At 46.3% G+C, this 25662-nt stretch carries 23 protein-coding genes and 2 pseudogenes; 13 read left to right on the top strand and 12 right to left on the bottom strand.

The window, feature by feature from the left end; genetic code table 11:
• Positions 1–13 precede the first annotated feature (13 nt).
• Positions 14–775, top strand: a complete 762-nt coding sequence (locus B6A14_RS02740; RefSeq protein ID WP_087908936.1) for a 16S rRNA (uracil(1498)-N(3))-methyltransferase — start codon at positions 14–16, stop codon at positions 773–775.
• Positions 776–807: 32 nt separating this feature from the next.
• Here the strand turns inward: B6A14_RS02740 and B6A14_RS02735 are convergent, their stop codons facing one another.
• Together B6A14_RS02735 and B6A14_RS02730 are read right to left on the bottom strand one after the other, a co-directional pair.
• Complete coding sequence (locus B6A14_RS02735; protein WP_087908935.1) at positions 808–1428, bottom strand: barstar family protein; 621 nt, start codon at positions 1426–1428, stop codon at positions 808–810.
• A gap of 128 nt (positions 1429–1556) precedes the next feature.
• Entirely contained in the window at positions 1557–3878 is a 2322-nt protein-coding gene (locus B6A14_RS02730; protein ID WP_087908934.1) for an NADP-dependent malic enzyme, read from the bottom strand.
• Between the two features lie 84 nt (positions 3879–3962).
• Between B6A14_RS02730 and thiL the strand changes: the two genes are divergently transcribed.
• The 4 genes from thiL to B6A14_RS02715 are packed head-to-tail and all read left to right on the top strand — an operon-like array spanning position 3963 to position 6037.
• Entirely contained in the window at positions 3963–4985 is a 1023-nt protein-coding gene (gene thiL, locus B6A14_RS02725) for a thiamine-phosphate kinase (RefSeq protein WP_087908933.1), read from the top strand.
• Positions 4982–5392 (top strand): phosphatidylglycerophosphatase A family protein, encoded by a 411-nt coding sequence (locus B6A14_RS02720; protein ID WP_330831788.1) that lies wholly within the window; start codon positions 4982–4984, stop codon positions 5390–5392. The genes thiL and B6A14_RS02720 overlap by 4 nt, the downstream gene beginning before the upstream one ends.
• Positions 5385–5546, top strand: a complete 162-nt coding sequence (locus B6A14_RS10500) for a hypothetical protein (protein WP_330831787.1) — start codon at positions 5385–5387, stop codon at positions 5544–5546. The genes B6A14_RS02720 and B6A14_RS10500 overlap by 8 nt, the downstream gene beginning before the upstream one ends.
• Positions 5543–6037 carry a CinA family protein gene (locus B6A14_RS02715; RefSeq protein WP_087908932.1) on the top strand — a complete coding sequence of 165 codons (495 nt, stop codon included), beginning with the start codon at positions 5543–5545 and terminating at the stop codon, positions 6035–6037. The genes B6A14_RS10500 and B6A14_RS02715 overlap by 4 nt, the downstream gene beginning before the upstream one ends.
• Here B6A14_RS02715 and corA read toward each other — a convergent pair whose 3' ends face one another.
• Positions 6038–7003 (bottom strand): magnesium/cobalt transporter CorA, encoded by a 966-nt coding sequence (gene corA, locus B6A14_RS02710; protein ID WP_087908931.1) that lies wholly within the window; start codon positions 7001–7003, stop codon positions 6038–6040.
• Positions 7004–7076: 73 nt separating this feature from the next.
• Between corA and pyrF the strand changes: the two genes are divergently transcribed.
• Positions 7077–7919, top strand: coding sequence for an orotidine-5'-phosphate decarboxylase (gene pyrF, locus B6A14_RS02705; protein WP_087908930.1), 843 nt, complete (start codon positions 7077–7079; stop codon positions 7917–7919).
• 26 nt (positions 7920–7945) lie between these two features.
• Here the strand turns inward: pyrF and mtgA are convergent, their stop codons facing one another.
• From mtgA to mpl, 6 genes are read right to left on the bottom strand one after another with little or no spacing between them, the layout of a single operon-like run.
• The gene (mtgA, locus tag B6A14_RS02700) at positions 7946–8689 is read right to left on the bottom strand and encodes a monofunctional biosynthetic peptidoglycan transglycosylase (protein ID WP_087908929.1); all 744 of its coding nucleotides are present in this window, start codon (positions 8687–8689) and stop codon (positions 7946–7948) included.
• A gap of 24 nt (positions 8690–8713) precedes the next feature.
• The gene (aroE, locus tag B6A14_RS02695) at positions 8714–9619 is read right to left on the bottom strand and encodes a shikimate dehydrogenase (protein WP_087908928.1); all 906 of its coding nucleotides are present in this window, start codon (positions 9617–9619) and stop codon (positions 8714–8716) included.
• A gap of 42 nt (positions 9620–9661) precedes the next feature.
• Entirely contained in the window at positions 9662–10528 is an 867-nt protein-coding gene (locus B6A14_RS02690; protein ID WP_201721458.1) for an energy transducer TonB family protein, read from the bottom strand.
• Complete coding sequence (locus tag B6A14_RS02685) at positions 10506–12509, bottom strand: ribonuclease catalytic domain-containing protein (RefSeq protein WP_087908927.1); 2004 nt, start codon at positions 12507–12509, stop codon at positions 10506–10508. Before B6A14_RS02685 ends, B6A14_RS02690 begins: the two co-directional genes overlap by 23 nt.
• A 2-nt stretch (positions 12510–12511) precedes the next feature.
• Complete coding sequence (fabG, locus tag B6A14_RS02680; protein ID WP_087908926.1) at positions 12512–13246, bottom strand: 3-oxoacyl-ACP reductase FabG; 735 nt, start codon at positions 13244–13246, stop codon at positions 12512–12514.
• Positions 13247–13286: 40 nt separating this feature from the next.
• Positions 13287–14684 carry a UDP-N-acetylmuramate:L-alanyl-gamma-D-glutamyl-meso-diaminopimelate ligase gene (gene mpl, locus B6A14_RS02675; protein WP_087908925.1) on the bottom strand — a complete coding sequence of 466 codons (1398 nt, stop codon included), beginning with the start codon at positions 14682–14684 and terminating at the stop codon, positions 13287–13289.
• Between the two features lie 26 nt (positions 14685–14710).
• Between mpl and B6A14_RS02670 the strand changes: the two genes are divergently transcribed.
• The 7 genes and pseudogenes from B6A14_RS02670 to B6A14_RS02640 all read left to right on the top strand — a co-directional run bounded on the left by B6A14_RS02670 (position 14711) and on the right by B6A14_RS02640 (position 20360).
• Entirely contained in the window at positions 14711–15238 is a 528-nt protein-coding gene (locus B6A14_RS02670) for a TlpA family protein disulfide reductase (RefSeq protein ID WP_087908924.1), read from the top strand.
• Between the two features lie 192 nt (positions 15239–15430).
• Entirely contained in the window at positions 15431–15880 is a 450-nt protein-coding gene (aroQ, locus tag B6A14_RS02660; protein WP_087908922.1) for a type II 3-dehydroquinate dehydratase, read from the top strand.
• Between the two features lie 36 nt (positions 15881–15916).
• Positions 15917–16381: an acetyl-CoA carboxylase biotin carboxyl carrier protein gene (accB, locus tag B6A14_RS02655; RefSeq protein ID WP_087908921.1), complete on the top strand. Its 465-nt coding sequence runs from the start codon at positions 15917–15919 to the stop codon at positions 16379–16381.
• 44 nt (positions 16382–16425) lie between these two features.
• On the top strand, positions 16426–17790 hold the full coding sequence (accC, locus tag B6A14_RS02650) for an acetyl-CoA carboxylase biotin carboxylase subunit (protein WP_087908920.1): 1365 nt from the start codon (positions 16426–16428) through the stop codon (positions 17788–17790).
• Positions 17791–17806: 16 nt separating this feature from the next.
• Positions 17807–18727 (top strand): annotated as a pseudogene (prmA, locus tag B6A14_RS10370) (50S ribosomal protein L11 methyltransferase); the annotation flags it as partial.
• The gene (locus B6A14_RS10365; protein WP_236635654.1) at positions 18716–19336 is read left to right on the top strand and encodes a DUF3426 domain-containing protein; all 621 of its coding nucleotides are present in this window, start codon (positions 18716–18718) and stop codon (positions 19334–19336) included. The pseudogene prmA and the gene B6A14_RS10365, both read left to right, overlap by 12 nt.
• Positions 19337–19400: 64 nt before the next feature.
• On the top strand, positions 19401–20360 hold the full coding sequence (locus B6A14_RS02640) for a carbohydrate kinase family protein (RefSeq protein WP_087908918.1): 960 nt from the start codon (positions 19401–19403) through the stop codon (positions 20358–20360).
• A gap of 71 nt (positions 20361–20431) precedes the next feature.
• Here B6A14_RS02640 and B6A14_RS02635 read toward each other — a convergent pair.
• From B6A14_RS02635 to B6A14_RS02625, 3 genes and pseudogenes are all read right to left on the bottom strand, one after another.
• Positions 20432–20834: pseudogene (locus B6A14_RS02635) on the bottom strand (histone); the annotation flags it as partial.
• A gap of 335 nt (positions 20835–21169) precedes the next feature.
• On the bottom strand, positions 21170–22342 hold the full coding sequence (locus tag B6A14_RS02630; RefSeq protein ID WP_087908916.1) for a ribonucleotide-diphosphate reductase subunit beta: 1173 nt from the start codon (positions 22340–22342) through the stop codon (positions 21170–21172).
• 45 nt (positions 22343–22387) lie between these two features.
• Entirely contained in the window at positions 22388–25315 is a 2928-nt protein-coding gene (locus tag B6A14_RS02625; protein ID WP_407947031.1) for a ribonucleoside-diphosphate reductase subunit alpha, read from the bottom strand.
• Between the last annotated feature and the right edge of the window lie 347 nt (positions 25316–25662).

Here is a 25662-nt window from a genome sequence, read left to right as displayed (position 1 = left end):
CTATATTTCAGTAATGCCTCAATTTTATCTTCCCGGGCCCTGGGAATCCCAAAAGCCAACTACCCTCACTCCTGAGGTCGCCCATCACTTGCGAGTTCGGCGCATCCAAGCCGGGGAATCCTTTCCCGTATTTGATGGCAAGGGGCAGGTGGCTCAGGCCGAACTCCTCTCTTTAACCGGAAAAACAGGCCAAGTTCAACTCAGCAATATCCACGCCGACACCCATCGCGAAACTACTTATGCGATTACATTGGCCCAAGGACTTGCTGGCGGCGACAAAATGGACTGGATTGTCGAGAAGGCTGTTGAAACTGGAGCTCAAATCATTGCCCCCATGCAGTGTGAGCGCTCTGTCTTAAAGCTCACACGCTCAAGCGATCAGGAGCGCGCCCAAAAACGCCTTGCTCATTGGGAAGGAATTGTTCAAGCAGCGTGCGAACAATGCGATCGAACCGTATTTGCCTCAATAGAACCCATTCAAACTTTTGATGCCTACTTAAAGTCTAATTCAACACCGGTATTAAAACTGCTCTTAAGTCCTGATGCCACGAAAAGCATGTATTCCGTTCTCATGGCAAACACTCCTCAAGATATTGTTCTGATGATCGGACCAGAAGGTGGTCACTCACCGGAAGAAGAGGCTCAAGCTCAAGCTGCGGGCTACCAAATTGTTTCTCTTGGAGAGCGTGTGCTTAGAACAGAAACTGCGGGAATCGTTGCTATTACAACTGTCCACAGTATCTGGAACCCTGAAATGCAAAATCGCCTCAGATAGAGGCGATTCGGGGGTTTTCGGTCTTTTAGCGATTAAGCAAAAGAGTAGAAAACCCGATATGGTGTACGGCGCTCAGCCCAAAAATCAACAGCATCACGGAAAACATCTAAGAGAGTTTCGCGCGCTTCTTTGTCAAACTTCTGAGTGCATGGCAAGCCTTCGAGAACCACTACAAATCCAGGCTGTTGACCTGCTTTATCTGTAGTTGTAGTCAATGCATCCAATAAAGGATCAAAGTTTTTTGCTTGTTGCTTTGTAAAGGTGTAAGCAATTGCAATTGCCTCGAGAACCTCACCCTTAGTCATTGCATTTGTGCAATTAGCATAGATGAAATGTTGACCGAGTTCTGTTGCGGCTTCCTGTAAATCTGGAGTACGAAAAGCGCGAATTGATTGCACGATGTTAGTGCGCACACTGCGCAACATTGCCGGCGGTCCGGCATCGCGAACGGCCAAAGCGGCACGCCAAGAAGCTGTCACTTTTTTCCCCGAAACTTGATTTGCTGCATAGGTTTGTAAACGAGATAAACCGCCTTGGGCATAAACATTGGCAGCAGATGATTCTGTTTCTAGTCGATCATTACTGTCCCAACTTTCAGCGCGGCTATGTTCTTCGAAGCTGGCTAAATCGGTGTTTTCAATGCGATTATTCATGATGGTTGTTAGGTTACCCGTAACACGCCATCAAATCAAGCCCAAATACAGTGCATTTTATATAAACCATTGATTTATATAGGATAAATATATGTAAGCTATTACTAACTTACATATATCCAAATGACTTAGGAGATGCCTCTTGCGTTGCCGGCAGCCTTTACTACTGCCAAAGTTGTCACATTGACGATCCGGCGAACCGTAGCTGCTGGAGTCAGAATATGGATTGGTTTAGCCACACCCAACAATAATGGTCCGATAGCAATACCGTTACCCGCAGCTGTTTTTAACAAATTGTAAGAAATATTGGCAGCGTCAATATTTGGCAGAACGAGAAGATTTGCATCCCCCTTCAGCGGCGAGGAGGTTACAGCACCAGCGCGAATCGTTTCGTCTAAAGCGCTATCGCCATGCATTTCACCATCAACTTCTAAATCAGGCGCTGCTTTTTGAATCAATGCCAACACTTCGCGCATTTTGACCGCAGAAGGCGCATTACTAGAGCCAAAGTTCGAGTGGGATAGCAATGCTACTTTTGGTACGATGCCCAGTTTGCGCATTTCACTAGCGGCCATCAAAGTCAGCTCAGCCAACTCTTCAGCAGTTGGATCGATATTGATGTGTGTGTCTACCAAAAATACTTGGCGCCCCGGCAGGATTAATCCAGACATAGCGCCATAGACATTTGCGCCAGACTCACGACCTACTACCTCATCAACATATTTCAGGTGTGTTGCAGAGTTACCAATCGTTCCGCAAATCATGCCATCAGCCATGCCTTTAATGATCATGATTGAGCCAATCAAAGTATTACGACGACGCATCTCCAGTTTGGCAAAAGACTCTGTAACGCCTTTGCGCTCGGTCAGATCTAGGTAGGTTTGCCAGAAATCACGAAAACGAGCGTCATTTTCTGGATTAACAACTTCAAAGTCGTCGCCCATCTTCATGCGCAGACCAAACTTATCAATACGGTGCTCGATCACTGCTGGACGGCCAATCAAAATCGGAGTAGCAAGGTGCTCATCAATGATAATTTGAACTGCACGCAATACGCGCTCATCTTCACCCTCAGCAAATACGATCCGTTTTTGATTTGGCGGTACACGCTTCGCAATACTAAAGAGCGGCTTCATCAAAGTACCAGAGTGGTACACAAACTGTTGCAACTGATTGCGATAAGCATCGAAATCTTTAATCGGACGCAAGGCAACGCCATCATCCATAGCAGCCTTTGCTACTGCGGGAGCAATCACCGTGATCAAACGTGGATCAAAAGGCTTCGGAATCAAATACTCTGGACCAAAGGAAAGGTTCTCAATGCCATAAACAGACGCAACTACCTCGCTCTGTTCAGCTTGCGCCAGCTCAGCAACTGCTTTCACGGCAGCCACTTCCATGCCGCGTGTAATCGTGGTTGCACCAACGTCTAGGGCACCACGGAAGATAAATGGGAAACACAGTACGTTATTAACCTGGTTTGGGTAGTCAGTTCGGCCGGTAGCCATCACCGCATCTGGACGAACCGCTTTCACTTCTTCGGGCAAGATCTCTGGGGTGGGGTTTGCTAAGGCATAAACCAATGGCTTAGGTGCCATCTTTTTCACCATGTCTTGCTTTAATACGCCACCAGCTGACAGACCCAAGAAAATATCGGCGCCTTCAATGGCCTGATCTAAAGTACGCAATTCTGTTTCTTGGCAGAACGGCTCCTTCTCTGGATCCATTAACTCTTTACGACCCTTGTAAGCAACTCCAGCTAAATCAGTTACCCAAATATTTTTACGTGGGATACCAAGGTCAACCAGGAGATCCAAGCAAGCCAATGCCGCTGCGCCTGCACCGGATGTGACAAGCTTCACATTGCTCACATCCTTACCAACAACCTTCAAGCCATTCAGGATGGCCGCTGCAACCACAATCGCAGTACCGTGCTGATCATCATGAAAGACTGGAATCTTCATCCGTGCTTGTAATTTACGCTCGACCACAAAACAATCAGGCGCTTTGATATCCTCTAAGTTGATGCCGCCAAAGGTTGGCTCTAATGCTGCAATGATTTCAACTAACTTGTCCGGATCATTTTCATTGACTTCAATATCAAAGACATCAATGCCAGCAAATTTCTTAAACAGAACTGCTTTACCTTCCATCACTGGCTTACTTGCCAATGGTCCAATATTGCCCAAACCTAGAACAGCAGTACCGTTCGTAATCACGCCAACTAAATTTCCGCGGGCGGTGTACTTGAATGCATTAGCTGGATCTTTAACAATCTCTTCGCACGGTGCAGCAACACCTGGGGTGTAAGCAAGCGCTAAATCGCGCTGGTTGGTGAGTTGCTTAGTGGGAGCAATCTCAATCTTTCCCGGAGTCGGAAACTCGTGATACTGGAGGGCAGCCTCTCTTAGGGCTGCAATTTGTTGCTCTTTACTGTTTTCTTTGCTCATCAGCGTGCTCTTTGGTAAGGCGGATTTAAGTATCTAATTCTATTCCTCTCGAGCGCTTGCCTCCCAAGAGCCATAAAATGAGGTATGAATTCCGAATCCAGCCCTCTCGGTGAATTTGATCTGATCCAGCGTTTTTTTAAAACGGGTGGGGATGAGATGCGTGCAAATAGCGGTGAAACCATTGCCCTGGGTATTGGTGATGATTGCGCTCTTTTAAAGCCCAACCCAGGAGAAGAAATTGCCATTACCACTGACATGCTAATTGAAGGCAGACATTTTTTTGCTGATGCCCATCCTGGCTTATTGGGTCGCAAAGCCCTAGCAGTCAACCTTTCTGACCTTGCAGCAATGGGGGCTAAGCCGCTTGGATTTACCTTAGCAATTGCTCTACCGAAGGCAGACACAGAATGGCTTGAAGCCTTTTCCAAAGGGATGTTTGCGATTGCAAATCAGTATTCCTGTCCACTGATTGGTGGTGATACCACTGCTGGGCCCCTCACCATCTCCATTACGGCATTTGGTAGCACTCCATCTGGAAAGGCCATTCGTAGATCAGGGGCAAAAGCTGGTGATGACATTTGGGTATCAGGCACTGTTGGTGATGCAAGACTCACGCTTGCTGCACTGCGTCATGAAATCAACTTATCTGCTATCGAGCTAGAAGAAATAGAGCATCGCATGCATGCTCCAGTTCCTCGTATAGAGCTCGGCATCAAACTGCGCAGCATTGCGAGTGCTGCCCTGGATGTATCGGATGGCCTGCTTGGTGATCTCAAACACATCCTCCATCAATCGCAAGTTGGGGCAGAAGTATTTTTAGATCAACTTCCAAAATCTGCAAGCTTACAAAAACAAGGTGAAGTCATTCAAAATCAATTTGCTGCTCGTGGTGGCGATGATTATGAAATCTGTTTCACCGCCCCCACTGAGCATAGAAATGCTATCAATGTAATCAGCAAAGAATTGCATTTGCCCATTACTAGAATTGGACGCATTACAGCAAACACTAGACCAACTGAAATATTGCAATTACTAAACAATGGAAACTTGCTGAGTGATATCGAAACGGCCAAACTGCTCAAGTCTTTCGATCACTTTGCAAAATGAATATTGCTAAAGATCTCCATCAGGTTAACCCCACATTTAAATGGGTACGACAAACCGCTAGTCGCACTATCGCCTTTGGCTTTGGAAGCGGCCTAAGCCCCATTGCACCTGGGACTGCGGGCACCCTCTGTGCCTGGGCGGCTTTCCTAATAGGCGAGTACTTTTTATCTACCGAGGACTTTCTTTGGATTATTGGCGGCGGCATTCTTCTGGGTTGCTGGGTCTGTGGTCATGTCAGTGAAGAATTAGGCAAGAAAGATTTCGGGGGCATTGTTTGGGATGAAATCATTGCCTTTTGGATTATTCTGATTTTGATCATGCCTACTTCTATTTGGATGCAGGCAATTGCTTTTGGACTCTTCCGTTTTTTTGTATGCAGTCAAACCGGGCCCCATCGGCATGATTGATCGTCACTTTAAAAATCTAGAAAGCAATAGTGGGACAACATCCGCCATGCTACAAATCATTTGGCGTGGGTTTGGCATCATGGTCGATGATCTTGCTGCAGCTTTCTTCACACTATTAGCAGTTGCTTTGATCCAAAAAATTATTCCCTTATGAAATTGATTGATCACGCCAAAATACTTGCCGCACTTTTACTGGCGAGAGGCTGGAAAATAGCGCTTGCTGAATCTTGTACGGGAGGCCTAGTTTGTGCCACTTTGACAGAAGTATCTGGCTCAAGCGAGTGGTTCGAGCGCGGCTACATTACTTATAGCAACCGAGCTAAAACCGAATGTCTAGGAGTTCCGGATGCACTAATACAGGCACACGGGGCAGTCAGTGAGTTGGTAGCCAAGGCTATGGCTCAGGGCGCTCAGCGCAATGCCGGCGTAAACGTAGGCGTTTCCATTACTGGGATTGCTGGGCCAACAGGAGGTACAGCAGAAAAGCCCGTGGGCACAGTTTGCTTTGGGTGGACCATGCCAAGCGCTTCGGGTGAGCATGTCACTACCTGTCAAACGAAATTATTTAGTGGAGATAGGCAATCAATAAGGCAACAAGCCACTGAACATGCTTTAGCCGGCCTAATTCAATTACTCAACAACTGATTACTTCATCCAGCCTTTGCTATAGAAATAACCTAGCGGAATAACAGCTGAAATAATCATTGCAGCAATTGCCATTGGATAGCCCCAAGTAGCATCTAATTCCGGCATATATTTGTAGTTCATGCCCCAAATGCTTGCCAATAAAGTAGGTGGCATTAAGGCAACAGATACCACCGAGAAGATCTTGATAATCTTAGATTGGTTCAAGTTAATGAAACCAACAGTAGCATCCATTAAGAAGTTAATCTTATCGAATAAGAATGCAGTGTGGTTCTCAAGAGAATCAATATCGCGCAAAATTTGACGCGCTTCTTCTTGCTGCTCATCGGATAGCAACTTGCTGCGCATCAGAAAAGATAAGGCTCTGCGGGTATCCATCACATTACGGCGAATACGTCCGTTGGTATCCTCTTCCTTCGCAATTGTCTCTAAAACCTCTGCAGCATCGGCATCATTAATACTGTCAGATAACACTCGCTTACCCGCTTGTTCGAGGTTTTCATAAACCTCTTCCAAGGCATCAGCAGAGTACTCAGCATCGGTAGAGTACAGATCAAGCAAGACATCTTTTGCATTACTCACTGAACCAGGGCGCAAACGGGCACGCAGTCGTACCAAACGGAACACTGGTAAATCTTCATCATGAATGGAAAACAATACTTGCTTGGTCAGGACAAACGCGACTCGTACGTTACGAGAAGTTTCTTCTTCATCCAATAAGAAATCAGTACGAATATGGAGATGGCCATCATCGGCCTCAAAATAACGAGCAGAGGCTTCTAAGTCGCCCAAGTCATCCAACTCAGGCAAAAGTACGCCAAATGCCTCTTTAATCCAAATAAGCTCCTCTTCCTCTGGATCAACGACGTCGATCCAGATAGGATTAGCGTATTGCAACAATTCATTGCGATCTTCGACTTGCTCTTGAGAGAGGCGGCCATTTTGCAGGACGAACAAGTTGATCATGGTGAACTCCTAAGGAATGTGCGCTAGTTTATCCTATACAACATGACAGTTTCACTAAAATAAGCCAAATCCAATGAACGCTTGCTCAAATACCTTTAACCAGCAACTCCAGTCTGCATGGGCTTCGCAAGGCAGCATGCTGTGTGTTGGTTTTGACCCAGACCCAAAGCGCTTGCCCTTAGCCCTCCAAGGCAAACCCGAGGGGGTCTTTGAGTTCTGCCGTGACATTGCCGATGCCACTGCAGATTTAGTCTGCGCATTTAAACCCCAGTTTGCTTACTTTGCCTCCCAAAGAGCCGAGGCGCAATTAGAAAAGCTCATTAGGCATCTCAAAGATAAATACCCCCATATCCCAGTAATCTTGGATTCCAAGCGCGGTGATATTGGTAGCACAGCAGATCACTATGCTCTTGAGGCCTTTGAGCGCTATGGAGCAGATGCGGTCACCGTTAACCCTTATATGGGCTTTGACACCATCGAGCCTTATCTGAAGCATGCAGGCAAAGGCGTAATTGTGTTGTGCCGCACCTCGAATCCTGGTGGCTCAGATTTGCAATTTCTGAATACTGCCTCTGGAGAACCCCTTTATTTACATGTGGCCAAACTAGCTGCACAGAAGTGGAATACCTCGGGTCAAATTAGTCTCGTTGTAGGGGCTACATACCCTGAAGAAATTGCCAAAGTGCGCGCTATCGTTGGGGATATGCCCTTGCTGATTCCAGGCATTGGTGCTCAAGGTGGTGATATCGATGCGACAGTGAATGCAGGTCGCATTACGGGCGCTCCTGGTACCGGGATGATCATCAACTCATCTAGAGCTATTTTGTACGCAAGCACTGGTAATGATTTCGCTCAGGCCGCAAGAGTAGTAGCACAAAGCACGCGTGATGCGCTCAGAGCTGCAGCTGCTAAATAAGCTAGTACCTTAATTTATTTATTTCATTATTTGCTATTTTTAGGCGCCGGATAAGGCGCTAAAGCAACTCGATCCATATTTTCCAAGATGAAGTCTTGGCGAGTTGGAAAGTGAATATTAGACTTACGACAATACTGAGGTTTATCAAAACACTTCGGTGAAGGTAATGCGGAACCTAAGGCAGCAGCCTGATCTCGCCCCAATGCTGCTGGAGTCGTTGCGTAATAGTAATGAGCTGCAGCGCCAATACCAAAGATACCCTCGCCCCACTCTACTGAATTGAGGTAGATCTCAAATAAGCGCTCTTTAGAAAGCGTAAGCTCTAGAAGTCCGGCAATAATGAACTCTTGTCCTTTGCGCAAATAATTTTGTTCAGAAGAAAGAAATAGGTTTTTAGCTAACTGCTGGGTAATGGTTGAACCGCCACGCAATGCAGTCTTAGAGCCAGCGCCTGCCTGAGCCTTTTGCTGATTCTTTTCCCAGGCTTTTTTCATATCCTCAATCCGAAAGCCTTTATGCTGAAAAAAGATATCGTCCTCGCTAACCAATACCGCACGCTTGAGATTGATAGAAATTTGCTCATAAGGCGTCCACTCTGAATAAACCGGACATGACCAATGCCATGAGCACAAACGCCAACGCTCAGCCCTTTGAAACGAAGTGCTAGAAGGATTAAACACAATCCATACGGCGATCTGAAGCGCAAAGTAAATCTGCATAGCCAAAAAACCAGCGAGCATGCATTTGACTAAATAAGTGAGCCAACGCATCAAAAATTATGCTCAGCGGGTAAGTTAGCTACGAAGCTTAGCCAATACTGCGCGGGGATCAATAGCCGTGGCTAAGGCTTGACCTCGCCACAATAAAAAAGCATCGGCAGCCTGCTCAACCAACATGCCTAAGCCATCACTAACACGCGCGCCCTTTTGCAAGGCTTGCTGCATAAAGGCGGTAGATTTTCCGTAAACCATATCGTATGCAAATGAACTCGGCACAAAAATATTAGCTGCCGCAGCAAGAGTCAATGGGGATTCATCAACTAACCCAGCAGCCGTTGCATTAATCACTAAATCAAATGGATATGGAGTTCTTGCGGCATCTTCGAGCTGAGCCAAAGCTCTAGACTCCAGCGCCACTTCTTTTGCAGCCGCAAGGTCGGCAAATAACTTCACCAACTCTTCCGCTTTTGAGCTAGATCGATTAGCAATCACCAAACACTTGGGAGATTGCTCCAATAAAGGCCCAATCACGCCGCGGGCTGCACCGCCTGCTCCTAAGAGCAAAATTCTAGATTGCGCAATCGAAATTCCTTGGGCCAATAAATCACGTACCAGGCCCGCACCATCAGTATTGTCACCATAAACCTTGCCGTCTTTTATCCATAAGGTATTAACGGCTCCAGCCAACTGAGCGCGTGAACTCAATACATCAGCAAATGCTTGTGCATCCAATTTAAACGGAACGGTAACATTCATCCCTTTGCCACCAGCAGCGAAGAAAGCTTTTACCGCTATTGAAAATGCATTGATCTCAGGCTGTAAGCGGCCATAGTGCATTTGTTGCTTAGCCTGCTCTGCAAAGCGTTGATGAATGACAGGCGACTTACTGTGGGCTATTGGATTACCAGCGACAGCGTACACATCCACCCCAGAAAATAGACTAGGATCGGTGTGTAGATCGACTGAGTGAGATGAATTCATAATGGCTACAGAATAAGCGAATTTAAGAACTATTTTTGAAAATTACTGGCGCAACTCTAGGCGATCAGCGCCATCCCGCGTGAACTCAAAGGTAGAAATCCAATCCAGTACATCGATCTGATTGCGCATTTCCGAGGGGAATGGCCCAAAGGGTGCTGAAGCGCGCACGATTGCGATCGCCTGCCGATCCAATTCAGGATTGCCTGAGCTACGACCGATCGATAAGCCATCCTTACCCTGAGCATTGGTAGTAATTCGCCCTTGGGCATCCACGCTGACCACAATCACTAGACTGCCATACAAAGGACGGCCATTGGCGCGAGGAAAAAATGCGCTCCCATAAGACTCAATTTTTTGGCGCATCGCATCGTAGTAATGTGCAAATGTCACCGCTTTGGCACTGGTACCGGTTAAGACTTTACGGCGTGGTTCACGACCATCAGCCTGCAAACGCTTGGCTAACTCAGCTTCAAGTGAATTGAGTTGTGGCGTCATTTTCTGATCATCCCCACTCTTGCGCCCACCTGAACGACTCCGCTGCTCATCTAACTTTGCCAACATTTGCTTTTGCTGCTTCTCTAAAACTTCTAGGCGAGCCTCTGCTCCTAAGCGAGCACGGTGTAATGCAGTTGCATCTTGATTGCTTGTTTTGCCACCGCCCTGTAAATCTGCTTGCGCTAATTTATTAGCCTCTTTAGGTGGTGTTTTATTGCTGGCATTTACCAAGATAATACTTAAGGGGGTATTCAAGCGACGACTCTCAATCCCCCCAAAACCCCAGCGTACCGATAAAAAAATAATATGAATTAACAGCGAAACGCATAGTGCCAAACGAAAAGGGTGGTGACGCCAAGTAGTCTGAAGATAAAACACCGCTTTGTTCAATTTAGGCAGCACTACCATCTTCATCAGCACTTACTTCAGGCATCTCAAGCTTGGTCTCAATTTCTAATACCCTGACAGCGGCACTTAATTGCAACAAATCGACATCCGTTAAAACCACTTCGGCACGAGCTAGGCGTGGATGACCTGCCAATTCTGGAATCGGGAGATGCAGCGGCACCAACTCCAGTCGAGACATACCTTCTTTTAAATGACGCACATGTACATTCTTTGACTCACCATCTTGAGTAGCCCAACGCAGACACCAGTATTTTTCTAATCTGTCCTGGTATTCACCATAGGTTTGATAGGAAGATTCAAAGTCGGCCGCAATGCCCATTAAAGCGGCATCACGCGGCGGAAACGGCGCCACCATCTTTGCGGTCACACCGTGCTTAGCCAGGGCAATGAGTTGCCATTGGTTTACTAAATCAGAGTAGCGGCGTAATGGTGAGGTACACCATGCGTAGTAATCTAATCCCAAACCCTCATGCGGTCCTGGGGTTGTTTGCATCCGAGTACGCAATGGACCCCAACCCTTCTGCGTTCTAAATAAACCAGGCAAACCATGATCGGCCAAGAGCTGACCCGAAGCGCTATTACAGAAAATCATCCACTCAGCAACAATAGTATCGAGAATGGAGCCACGCTGACGCGGAACAATCTCAACACGCTGCACTCCATTGATATCCTGAATCTGGAAATGAAAATCCCTCGCTAAAGCATTAGGATCAATTAGGCCTAACTGTTCGGCGCGAAGGCCATTAGTAACTCTTTTTTCTTGACGCGCGGCATGCAGATGCTTAGCAGCCATCCATAAAATAGCGAGCTCTTTACGATACGGATAGGTAGCACCCTCATCCCGCAAACTCTCTTCGCTGACGAGATGCTCGATATCCTCTAAGCGCAAATTGGCCGCCATGGGCACCATCTCAGCACGCATTTGCAAAGAATCTCTATTAGCAAGTCCTTCGGCATCAATATCCACATAGATCGACAGGGCTGGTCTTGACGCGCCCTCATCTAAAGAAAATTGCTCAATCACTGAGTCCGGCAACATGGTGATTTTGTCACCAGGAAAATATACAGTGGACATACGAGCCCGTGCCACTTGGTCTAAGGGATCATCTTTAGCGATCGCTAAACCAGGAGCAGCAATATGAATACCAATGCGATAACCACCATCCTCTAACTCCGTCACCGAGAGCGCATCATCTATCTCGGTGGTGCCTGAGTCATCAATTGAGAAGGCTTTTACGTCCGCAAGCGGTAACTCTGCAATGGCAGCCGTATAGGCAGCTTGATCAACCCCAACACTTTGACTGTGTGCAGCTCCATTCGGGAAATATGTCTTAAGAAACATTCCTTGGTGATAGGCTAGGGGTGAATCAACTGCGCCACACCGAATCATTAACTGCGCAGGAGACTCCCCAGTCTCAGAGCACGCAGCCGTCAATGCTTTATAGGCGGTAGTATTTTTATCTGGAGAAAACAATAACTGCTGAGCAGATGATTTGAGTGTTTCTGGGAATCTACCAGCGACTAATTCTTGTTGCCATGCAGACTGCTGCTCCAGCTCTTTTTGTTTACGCTCAAGCGCAGCTAAACCAGCCTGTAATTGTTCAAGTGGTGCCCGCTGAAAACGGCCGCGCCCCTTACGACGGAAAAACACTGGGGCTCCTTGCAAAGCAATCCCCAGAGAAACTTGCTGTGGAATAGTCGCTTGCGCGCCAAAGTATTCATGAGAAACATCGACTAAACCAAACTCTTCTTCTGGAGCGCAATCCCAAAGCAACTGTAAGTCGATGTCTTTCGATAAAACAGTAGCCTCATCCATTACAGCCTGAGCTTGCGGCTTGTCAAAGCGCAACCAAACTTCTTTAGCTTTGAGCTTAATTTTTTTTCCAGAAAGGCTAGTGGCCTGCCAAGACTCAGCATCGCCCGCGCCTGATGCAGACTGCACTGTGGCAATCTTGATATCGCCACCTTCTTCATATAAAAGATTCATGCTTAGAGAGAGATTCCGCCGCTAGCCTCTAAAGCAACGCCATTGACATAGCTGGCCTCATCACTAGCTAAGAATAGATACACATTAGCCATTTCTTCTGGAGTACCAAGACGCCCAAGCCAGCTGCGCCTTTTAATGTCTTGTAAAATATTTTCGGGCATTGCTTTCACCATCTCGGTTGCAATAAATCCAGGACATACCGCATTTACACGAATGCCTTTAGGGCCAAGCTCACGCGCCCAAGTCTTGGTAAAGCCAATGACACCGAACTTAGTCGCAGAGTAATTGGTCTGGCCAAAGTTGCCATACAGACCAACAACACTGGAGGCGTTCACAATTGCACCAGACTTAGCTTCTAACATATGCGGAACGACTAACTGAGTGCAGTTAAATACGCCCTTCAAATTGACATCAATTACCGTATCAAACTGAGCCTCTGTCATCTTCACTAGACGAGCATCTTGCGTAATACCGGCGTTATTAATCAAGATATCGATATGGCCATGCTTTTGCATCACTTGATCCACAACCGCCCGAATACTAGCGCGATCGGTCACATTCATGGCATACGCTTCTGCATTCGGAATTTGTGCAGCAGCGCCTTTTGCGGACTCTAGATTCATATCTGCAATGATCACAATTGCGCCCTCCTGGGCAAAGCGTTGGGCAGTAGCAAAGCCAATTCCTTTTGCGGCACCCGTGATGATTGCTACCTTATCTTTTAATCTATTACCCATGATTTACTCTCTGTATTTAGATTGATCCTGATCGCGCCTGTTAAACAGCAATCGCTTTTAATATTTTTTGATGCACGCCACCAAATCCACCGTTACTCATAACCAAAATATGATCGCCAGGTCTTGCTTCTTTTGTAACTGCATTGACTAAAGCATCCAGATCATCAAAAGCTTGTGCCTTAGCCGGCTCTTTTGCATTAAGTGGAGATAAAACCTCTGCCAAATCCCAGCCTAGAGACTCATTGCCCGTATTAGCACTATAAGCAAAAACAACATCGGCTTGACTTAAGCTACCGGGAAGCTGAGCCTTCATGACACCCAGTTTCATCGTATTGGAACGAGGCTCCAATACTGCCAGAATGCGCGCTTTGCCAACGCGACGGCGTAAACCATCTACCGTGGTTGTAATAGCCGTTGGATGATGTGCAAAATCGTCATAGACAGTAATGTCATTTGCAACACCAATTGTTTCAAGACGTCGTTTGACATTTTTAAATTCGGCTAAAGCGCGCGCAGAGTCTGCTGGTGAAATGCCGATGTGATTTGCTGATGCAATGGCTGCTAATGCATTAAGTTGATTGTGTCGACCCATCACCCCAGAGTCTATCGCCCAAGTTACTTTGGCGACTTCTTTGCCGGACTGACACACAATAAATCCATCACCATCTTGAGAAATGAATGACCACTCGTTGGTAGACTCATGGCCAAAATGCTCTACTGGTGCCCAAGCGCCCCTGGTAATTACATTTGCGAGTGCAGGCTCTTCGCCATTCACCACCAGTAGCCCATCGCCAGGAACGGTACGAACCAAATGGTGAAACTGGGTTTCAATGGCCGCCAGATTAGCAAAGATATCGGCATGATCAAACTCCAAATTATTTAATAAAGCAGTGCGTGGCCTGTAGTGGACAAACTTACTCCGCTTATCAAAGAAAGCTGTGTCATATTCATCAGCCTCGATCACAAAGTATTTGCTCTCGCCCAAACGTGCAGACACCGTGAAATTGAGCGGCACTCCGCCAATTAAATACCCTGGCTTGTAATCATTAAATTCCAGAATCCAAGTAAGCATGGCAGATGTTGTTGTCTTGCCATGCGTGCCGGCCACCGCCAAAACATGTCTGCCATATAAAACTTGTTCACCGAGCCACTGCGGACCAGAGATATAAGGGAGTCCTTGGTTAAGGATGGCTTCCATTAGTGGATTACCGCGAGAAACTACATTGCCGATTACAAATAAATCAGGCATTGTCTCAAACTGCAATAATTGATCCGGTGAAAATCCTTCAATCAATTCGATGCCTTGAGCCTCGAGTTGAGTACTCATTGGTGGATACACGTTAGCATCACAACCAGTTACACGATGCCCGGCTTGCCGAGCAATTGCGGCAATGCCGCCCATGAAAGTACCGCAGATGCCCAAGATATGTATATGCATCTACGAATTTTAGCGAAGGAGTTGCAATGAACCGAAGACAATTACTCACCATCTGCGGAATTAGCCTCATGGCCTTGCTCGGTGGCGTCTTTACTTCGCAATGGATTTCTAAAACCGGTCTGGCTAGCGATCCTTCAGTAAAAGCCTTTTTTGCTAATCCTTGGCAAACTCCAGATGGAAAACCTGCCAATTCAGCCGAATGGCAAGGAAAAGTCCTGATAGTGAACTTTTGGGCCTCTTGGTGCCCCCCATGCGTTGAAGAAATGCCGACTTTAGACCTGCTTTCACAAGAGTACTTGCAGCAAAATGTCTTATTTGTCGGTATCGGCATCGATTCACCATCTAATATTCGTGAATTTCTGAAAAGCACCCCTGTTTCATATCCAATCCTCATTGGCGGACTTGAAGGCAGTAATCTATCCAAGCAAATGGGCAATACCCAAGGTGCCCTGCCTTATACGGTCATTATTGATGCCAAAGGTAAATCAACTTACACAAAATTAGGAAAGATAAGTGAAGATGAGCTCAGAAAGGCCATTAAAGCTGCTTTATAAGTAATTTTATTGATTTTTGAAGCTGCTGACATACCCCCTCAATGCATAAAAATGAGGTAATAAGCCTCATTTCTTCCAAAAAACTTGGCTCAAGAATCCCCAAAATTCCCTTTTTCACTATTTTGAGCGGGTATACTGCTGACATAGCATGTGAAGCAATTAACATCTAACTGCCTTTAAAAACAGGGATCTATGTCGAAAAAAGCTTCAATTCTCGTAATTCAGGGCCCAAATCTCAACCTACTAGGTACACGTGAACCAGAGGTTTATGGGAAAACCACCCTGGCAGACATCCATCAGAAGCTAGAAGATCTAGCTAAAGCCCAATCGGTCGACCTGAACACTTACCAAAGTAATCATGAGGGCGAGCTAATCGACCGCATTCAAAAGGCCAAGCAAGATGGGGTTGATTTCATCATCATTAATCCAGGTGCGTTTACCCACACTAGCGTAGCCTTGCGTGACGTTTTGGCTGGGGTTGCCATCCCTTTTGTGGAAATCCATTTATCCAATATTCATCAGCGCGAAGAATTTCGCAAGCACTCATACCTATCTGATATTGCAACCGGGGTTATTTGCGGCCTAGGTGCGATTGGTTATGAATTAGCCCTGCAGGCAGCAGTTGCCCGCTTAAACAAATAAATCTATTTAAAGAATTACAAGAGAGGAATCACTCACATGGATCTGAGAAAACTAAAAACCTTGATCGACCTAGTTTCTGAATCAGGCATTTCAGAGTTAGAGGTTAACGAAGGTGAAGACCGTGTTCGTATCGTTAACTCTGGCTCTGCGACCCCTACTGGACAAATAGTTTATGCAAATCCTGCACCTGCTTCTGCCGCGCAAGCCGCCCCCGCAACTGCCCCTGCACCAGTAGCACCAGTAGCTGAAGTTCCTGCTGCCGAAGCTGGTTTTGTTGCTCGCTCCCCAATGGTTGGTACCTTCTACCGTGCTCCCAATCCAGAGTCTCCAAACTTCGTCAACATTGGTGACACTGTCAAAGTAGGTCAAACACTTTGCATCATCGAAGCGATGAAATTGCTCAATGAGATTGAGTCGGAGCATGCTGGTGTAGTGAAAGAGATTCTTTGTGAAAACGGTCAAGGTGTTGAATTTGATCAGCCGCTGTTCATCATCACTTAATTTATTAAGCCCTCTAATCCATTACCACCTAACTTAAAGCCGACATGTTCGATAAGATTCTGATCGCCAATCGGGGAGAAATTGCTCTCCGCATCCAACGCGCATGCCGCGAGTTGGGAATTAAAACTGTTGTGGTGTATTCCACTGCAGACAAAGAAGCAAAGTATGTGAAGCTAGCTGATGAAGCCGTCTGTATTGGGCCAGCACCTTCCCCGCTAAGCTATCTCAATATGCCTGCGATTATCTCTGCGGCTGAAGTAACTGATGCCGAAGCAATTCATCCTGGTTACGGCTTTCTCTCTGAAAACGCTGACTTTGCCGAACGCGTTGAGAAATCTGGCTTTGCTTTCATAGGGCCAACTGCAGCATCGATTCGCCTCATGGGTGACAAAGTGTCTGCAAAACGCGCCATGATTAAAGCGGGTGTTCCATGTGTCCCTGGATCTGAAGGCGCCTTACCCGATAACCCAAAAGAAATTATTGCTACTGCAAAAAAAGTAGGTTACCCAGTCATTATTAAAGCTGCTGGCGGTGGTGGTGGACGAGGCATGCGGGTTGTTCATACTGAGGCGGCACTGATTAATGCTGTCAATATGACAAAAGAAGAGGCTGGTCGTGCATTTGGTAATCCAGAGGTGTACATGGAGAAGTTTTTAGAAAAACCTCGCCATGTAGAGATTCAAATTCTGGCTGATACGCATGGCAATGCGATTTGGCTTGGCGAACGTGATTGCTCTATGCAACGTCGCCACCAAAAAGTGATTGAGGAAGCTCCAGCACCAGGCATTGATCGTCGCTTGATCGCTAAAATTGGTGAGCGCTGCGCAGAAGCCTGCCGAAAAATTGGTTACCGCGGTGCAGGTACGTTTGAGTTCCTCTACGAAAACAATGAATTCTTCTTCATTGAGATGAATACTCGCGTGCAAGTTGAGCACCCAGTGACTGAAATGATTACTGGTGTGGATATTGTTCAAGAGCAGATTCGCATTGCATCCGGCCTCAAATTAGCCTACCGCCAAAAAGATATTGTGTTCCGTGGTCATGCAATTGAATGCCGTCTGAATGCTGAAGACCCGTTCAAGTTCACACCAAGCCCAGGCAAAATTGGCTCTTTCCATATGCCAGGCGGCCCCGGAATTCGTGTCGACTCTCATGCCTATAGCGGTTATGTGGTTCCTTCTAACTATGACTCGATGATTGGCAAATTAATTTCTTATGGCAATACTCGCGAACAAGCGATCCGCCGTATGCAAATTGCCCTATCGGAGATGGTGATTGATGGCATTACAACTAACGTACCCTTGCACCGTGAATTAATGCTTGATCCCAACTTCATGGAAGGTGGCACCAGCATTCACTATCTGGAGCATCGCTTAGAAGAGCAAGCCGCAAGCCGCGGAAAACCTTAATTAATGCGAGTGCCTTATGTCTTATCGTGAACTGGTCTTCACGGTAGTTGCTGAAACAGCTGAACCATTGGGCGATGCGCTACTGGAATTAGGCGCACTATCTGTTACGGTAGAAGATGATGCTGCTGGTGGGTACGATGAGAACCCGCTTTACGGAGAGCCCGGCCTATCCCCTGAAGTGCAAGCCTGGGATAGATCCTCGGTAACTGCTCTTTTTAATCCCGATATTGATGCTTCAGCTAGTGCAAACTTTATTCCTGAATTGCTTGCCTCCCTAAAAGAGGCTGGCTTTAAGTTATCAGCTCCCCAAGAAAAAATCGTTGAAGAGCAGGATTGGGTAAGACTTACCCAAAGCCAATTTGCTCCTATTCCCATTGGTAAACGAATTTGGGTCGTACCCTCTTGGCATGACGCCCCCACCGATCCAAATGCAATCTGCTTGGCTGTTGATCCAGGTTTAGCTTTTGGTACTGGTAGCCACCCCACTACCCATTTGTGCTTGTTATGGCTCGAAGAACATAGCAATCTAAACAAGCAAAGCTTGCTCGACTACGGTTGCGGCTCGGGCATTCTTGCTATTGCGGCTGCCAAACTTGGCTGTAACCCAGTTGTAGGTACTGATATTGATCCTCAGGCGATGGTTGCAGCGCGCAGCAATGCACAAATTAATAACACCGTTATTCAGTTTGTTTTGCCTAATGAAGATGCGTCAGAGCTAGCTGCAGAGACTAAATATGACATCGTAATGGCTAATATCTTGGCCAACCCGCTTCAAGTACTTGCTCCAGCATTGGTCAACAAAATGCGTCCAGGCGGAGAAATTGTTCTGTCTGGAGTACTTGCACGCCAAGCAGACGAAGTGATTGCCACCTACAGTCAATGGCTAAAACTCTCTGTCTGGAAAGAAAATGATGGATGGGTTTGCTTGCACGGGACCCTATCGAAAGATCAGGGTGTTAGCAAAACCACTATTTTTGCTGCACCTGCGCAAAAAAAAAGAGTTAAGTTAACTCTACTAATCTGCTTTTTTGTTCTGCTGCTGGTATTTGGTGAGCATCTTTCAAGAAATGCTTTGCTTCCCGCATTGGCGCCGCGCGTTGACGGCACATCAAATTCTGTTTTAGTAAATTCATTTTCTGTTTTGCAATACTTTGATGAAAAAATTTGTCGCGCACTAGGATGCGTAAACCGCCCTGTAAGCGATTTTGCTGCGTGGAAAATAACTTCTGCCACCTTATCGCCTGAAAACGCGCGAGAGGGCCTTAAAAGCGGTGCAAATCAATCAATACTGCAAGTTGAAATACAAAATCGTCTTGCACTCTCTGTTTTAGCCCCAAATTTAGAAATTTCTCTCACCGATGCAGAAGAGGCAGAGATCAAATCAATCCAATTCTCACCAAAAGAATGGCTACCCTCTGCTTGGCAAGATTCTCATCCTGATTTGTTGCGCACAGGTATTGCCTCAGGGGAGCAAATACAAACTTCATTAGCAATTCAATTGCCGCAGAATGCTGCAGGCTATCGAGTAAGAGTGGTTTACCCCTAATGCCTCTCTCATTTTTCTTTAATCTTGATCCTGATTCATATTTACCCCTTACAGAAAGTAACTTATGGCTAGCTTGATCTGTGGCTCTATTGCCTACGACACCATCATGAACTTTGAAGGCAAATTTGCCGACCAAATCCTGCCGGAACAGATTCACATCTTGAATGTAGCCTTCTTGGTCCCAACGATGCGCCGAGAATTTGGTGGTTGCGCAGGAAATATCGCATACAACCTGAAGCTTTTAGGTGGCGATCCCATCATCATGGCAACTGTTGGCGGCGATGCTGCGCCCTACATGAAGCGTCTTGAGCAGCTGCAGATTGATGCTAGCCACATTCGTCAAATTGACCAGTCTTTCACAGCCCAAGCGATGATCACAACCGATCAAGCCAATAATCAAATTACCGCCTTTCATCCGGGCGCCATGGGTGAATCCCACTTAAACCAAGTATCCGCAGTAATAGCTGAGCGCAGCAAAAATACTAAAGGTGCAGCTAAATTTGGAATCGTTGCCCCAGATGGTCGTCAAGGGATGTGGGAGCACTGCCATCAACTAGCAGAAGCCAGTGTCCCTTTTATTTTTGATCCAGGCCAAGGCTTACCCATGTTTAACGGGCCAGAACTTCTTGAGTTGGTTGATATTGCCAGCTACCTCGCGGTTAATGACTATGAAGGCGAAATGCTTTCCCAAAGAACCGGAATGAGTCTGACAAAAGTGGCCGAACGGGTAAAAGCGTTGATTGTCACCAAGGGTGCTGAAGGTGCAGATATTTACTCCGCAGGTAAATGTATTTCTATTCCGCCAGTACCTGCGGCAAAAGTAATAGATCCAACCGGATGCGGGGACGCATTCCGCGGCGGATTACTTTTTGGACTAGAAAGCGGTATGGACTGGGAAACTACTGGTCGCCTAGCAAGTTTGATGGGCTCAATCAAAATTACCCATCAGGGACCACAAAATCACCAATTAAGCCAAGCTCAGATTGCGGAGCAATTTAAAGCAGCATTCGGCTTTAGCTACTAAGCGCTATCGATAAATTCTAGGCAATAAAAAAGGGGTCTCGTTAGAGACCCCTTCTAATAACACCCGTCTGATTAAGGACGTGTGCCAGTTGGGAAGGGCCAAGCAGCGGCAGGATTCAACGCACTAGTCGCTGATGCAGCTTTCTTAGCCGCGGGCTTTTTTACAGCAGAGCCCGCTTTCTTCGCAGCAGGCTTACTTACTTTTTTTTGCTACGCGCTTTTTTGCAGCTGGACGCTTCTTAGCAGCAGGCTTCTTAGCAGCAGCTTTTTTAGCGGCTGGCTTCTTCTTAGCAGCTGGACGCTTCTTAGCAGCTGGACGCTTCTTAGCAGCAGGCTTCTTAGCAGCAGCTTTTTTAGCAGCTGGACGCTTCTTAGCAGCTGGCTTCTTCTTAGCTACTTTTTTAGCAGCTGGTTTCTTAGCAGCTACTTTTTTCTTAGCAGCTGGTTTCTTTGCAGCAGGTTTTTTCTTTGTTGCCATGTGTGTTACTCCTTCACGTGAGGATTAGTACAAACTACATTAAGAAGACCCGACCATCTAATTCCGCCTGGTTTTGCAACCTTTTGGAGCTGACGAGCGAGCCATTCATCGGCGCGCGGCTTGATGCTAAGTGCTGCACGCTAATGAATCCTGGAAAAAAAGCCGTGGCCCCGAAGGACAACGGCTTCTTAAATGTGCTGGAAAAAATAGAGAGAATAGCCCTAGCACCCTTGAGCAAGGGTTTTCGGATTTGAGTCTGTTTTTGCTGACTTCTTAAACTATCCAACCGTCTAATCTCCAATTTAACCGGCTGTGCGCTTACTAACTGCCAACTACTCCCAACTTAGCGCACCACCAGTTTGATACTCAATAACGCGTGTCTCAAAAAAGTTTCGTTCTTTCTTAAGATCAATCATTTCTGACATCCATGGAAATGGATTCTCTTCATTTGGGAACATCGCGTCAAGTCCTATTTGCAAACATCTGCGATTACAAATGTATCTTAGGTAGCCTTTGAACATCGGAGCGTTCAATCCGAGCACTCCTCGAGGCATCGTATCTTCGGCATAACGGTACTCCAATTCGACTGCTTTTTCGAAGATAGATTTAATCTCATCTTTGAACGCGGAAGTCCATAACTGCGGGTTCTCCAGCTTGATTTGGTTAATCAAATCGATACCAAAATTGCAGTGCATTGACTCGTCACGAAGGATGTATTGATACTGCTCTGCGGCGCCCGTCATTTTGTTTTGACGACCCATCGCAAGTATTTGCGTAAAACCAACATAAAAGAATAAACCTTCCATCACACAAGCAAAAACAATGAGTGAACGGAGCAAAGTTTGATCAGCTTCTAATGTGCCAGTCTTGAAATTTGGATTGGTAAGTACATCAATATAGGGAATCAAGAACTCATCTTTAGCGCGAATCGACTCAATCTCGTTATACGCGTTGAAGATTTCAGACTGGTCTAGACCCAAAGATTCCACAATATATTGGTAGGCGTGGGTATGAATTGCCTCTTCAAAAGCCTGGCGCAATAGGTACTGGCGGCATTCTGGAGCGGTAATGTGGCGATAAGTACCCAAAACAATATTGTTGGCAGCTAAAGAGTCGGCGGTCGTAAAGAAACCAAGATTGCGCTTAATAATGCGACGCTCATCTTCTGTCAGACCATTTGGATCTTTCCAAAGGGCAATATCGCGGTTCATATTGATCTCTTGCGGCATCCAATGGTTAGCGCAACCAGCTAAATACTTCTCCCAAGCCCATTTGTACTTGAAAGGTACTAGCTGATTTACGTCAGTCTTGGCATTAATCACACGCTTATCAGCAGCATTTACACGCAAGGCTGCGCCGCCAGACAAATTTGCAGCAGGCGCGGCGGCTTGTGGCGCCATTGCGACTTGATCTGGCTGCGGACGTTGTGGCTCCACTGCAACCGGCTGCGGTGCAAGACCAGCTTTCGCTAGTGCTGGAGCAACTTCCTCTTCCCAATTCAACATAACTTTCTCCTAAATTCTTCTAGTTCTGACCAATAAGCAAATCGCTTATTGGCATGCTTCACATTCTTCAAAGCCAGCATCGCCTGGGCGCATTGTGCAAACTGGGCCGTCAGCTTCAACTGCACCACCAGCACCCGCAGCAGCGGCAGCATCTGTACCATTTACGCCACCACCACTAGAAACTGAGTTCAATTGGCCACTAGTAACTGTTGATTTCTCAACGTGCGTTGCAGCCATAGTGCGGAGGTAATAAGTGGTCTTCAAGCCACGTAACCATGCCAACTTATAGGTATCATCCAATTTCTTACCAGATGCGCCGCCCATGTAAATATTCAATGACTGAGCTTGGTCAATCCACTTCTGACGACGAGAAGCTGCTTCAACCAACCAGGTTGGCTCAACTTCAAAGGCAGTTGCGTATAAATCGCGCAAGTCTTGTGGAATACGATCGATCTTAGACAAAGTACCGTCAAAGTACTTCAAATCCGCAATCATGACTTCATCCCAGAGGCCGCGATCCTTCAAGTCACGCACCAAGTACTCATTAACCACTGTGAATTCACCTGAAAGGTTGGATTTCACGAATAAGTTCTGGAATGTCGGCTCGATACAGGCCGAAACCCCAATGATGTTGGAAATCGTTGCTGTTGGTGCAATAGCGACGCAATTAGAGTTACGCATGCCGTGCTGCTTAATACGAGCACGCAAACCACTCCAATCCATAGTAGAGGAGTTATCTACCTCTACATAACCGCCACGCTCTTGGGCCAAAAGTGCCACTGAATCTTGAGGGAGGATGCCGCGATCCCATAAAGACCCCTTATAAGTGCTGTACACACCACGCTCTTCAGCCAATTCGCATGAAGCTTGGTAGGCGTAATAGCAGACTGCTTCCATCGAAGAGTCAGCAAACTTCACAGCCTCATCACTAGCGTAAGGAATACGCTGCATATGTAGGCAATCCTGGAAGCCCATAATGCCCATACCAACTGGACGGTGCTTCAAATTGGAATTACGAGCTTTAGCAACAGCGTAGTAGTTGATATCGATAACGTTATCAAGCATACGCATAGCAGTACGGACAGTCTTTTGAAGCTTCTCGTGATCCAAAATCATCTTGCCATTGGCATCGGTAGTCATGTGAGCAGTTAAGTTCACAGAGCCCAAGTTACAAACAGCAATCTCGGTCTCGTTTGTGTTCAAAGTGATCTCTGTGCACAAATTAGAGGAGTGGACCACACCAACATGCTGTTGTGGGCTACGGATATTGCAAGGATCTTTGAAAGTAATCCATGGGTGACCGGTTTCAAACAACATGCCAAGCATCTTGCGCCATAACTGTTGGGCAGGAATTCTGCGGAATGGCTTCAATTCGCCGCGATCCGCTTTTTGCTCATAAGCAACATAAGCTTCTTCAAACGCTTTACCAAACTTGTCATGCAAGTCAGGAGTATTAGATGGGGAGAATAAAGTCCAATCGCCGTTTTCCATAACGCGCTTCATGAACAAGTCAGGAATCCAGTTCGAGGTGTTCATATCATGGGTACGACGACGGTCGTCACCTGTGTTCTTACGCAGCTCCAAGAACTCTTCGATATCTAAGTGCCAAGTTTCCAAGTAGGCGCAAACTGCACCCTTACGCTTACCACCTTGGTTCACAGCAACTGCAGTGTCATTCACCACTTTTAAGAATGGCACTACACCTTGTGATTTACCGTTAGTTCCTTTGATATGACTACCTAGAGCACGAACGTTTGTCCAGTCATTACCCAAGCCGCCTGCAAACTTAGACAGCAATGCGTTTTCTTTCAAAGCTTCGTAGATGCCATCAAGATCATCATCAACTGTAGTCAAGTAGCAACTGGAGAGCTGCGGACGGGTTGTTGCTGAATTAAAGAGGGTTGGTGTACTGGACATGAAATCGAATGTAGAGAGGATTTCATAGAACTCAATCGCACGACGCTCCCGATCCATCTCATTCAAGGCCAAGCCCATTGCTACACGCATAAAGAATGCTTGTGGCATTTCAATACGACGCTCTTCAATATGCAAGAAATAACGGTCATACAAAGTTTGTAAGCCAAGGTAGTTGAACTGCAAGTCACGGCTTGCATTCAAGGCTGATGCCAAACGTGGCAAGTCAAATTCACGCATGCGTGGATCTAACAATTCTGCAGAAATACCTTCGTTGATGTACTTAGCAAAATAAGTGCTGTACTCAGCCTGAGTATCGCCTTGCAATACTTCTTTGCCAAAAATCTCTTTACGGATTGTGTGCATCAAAATGCGAGCAGTTACTTGGCTGTAAGCTGGATCCTTTTCAATCAAGGTACGGGAAGCCAAGATAGCAGAGTCATAAACCTGCGCCATTGGTACGCCGTCATACAAATTCTTAATGGTTTCGGTGATGATTGGTGTGGCATCAATATGATTACCCAAACCTTCGCAAGCCGCCTCAATCACAGTGCGTAAAGCAGCCATATCAAGCCACTTCTCAACACCATCATCAGTTACCTTGATGCCAGTCTCACTAGCCTGGTTTGCTACTTGCGTATCTTGGGAAGCTTCTTGCTGAGCTGCACGTTCTTGATTACGTTTTTCACGATACAGAACATAGGCGCGAGCAACGTTGTGCTCTCCGCTACGCATCAAAGCCAGTTCAACTTGATCTTGAATATCTTCAATATGGAAAGTGCCACCATTTGGGCGGCTACGCAATAAAGCGCGCACTACAGAATGTGTCAATTGCTCAACTTGTTCACGGACGCGTGCAGATGCTGCGCCTTGGCCACCATTGACTGCCAAAAATGCTTTGGTTACCGCAATTGCAATCTTGGATGGCTCAAATGCAACAACAGAGCCATTACGGCGAATAATTTTGTAATCAGACAACTGAGTTGCTTGGCCACCACCAACGCCACCGGCCACAAAACCAGCAGAAGGAGCTTGATTAATCCCTCCAACAGGACTCATTCCTGGGTTATTGGCACCACTTGGCTGGCCTGCTGTCTGAGGATTAGCGTATGTCATGTTGCTCCTGCTTATATATAGTTATTTGGATAAAATATCGTTAAAAAACAATGGGGTATTGCTGTATTCAAACACTACATCTAGTGTCTCGAAGCGCATTAGGCACTAAGTATAGGGAAATATTTAGTATTTGGTAAGCTTTTTCTGGCAATTACTTATTAGTATTTTTACTAAGTTTTCCAGTAATTTAGGGGTGATTTTGGTGCGGTAATTTTTAGTCCTTTTTAACTAAAGGACTAAAAAAGTGAGCGTATGCTCACATACAAAGATTCAACTAACGAGAAATCAAT

It is taken from the genome of Polynucleobacter hirudinilacicola (genome assembly GCF_002192535.1).
Taxonomy (GTDB): Bacteria; Pseudomonadota; Gammaproteobacteria; order Burkholderiales; family Burkholderiaceae; genus Polynucleobacter; species Polynucleobacter hirudinilacicola.
The sequence above is the reverse complement of the archived record's forward strand: the minus strand, read 5'-3'. Positions and strand labels throughout refer to the sequence as shown.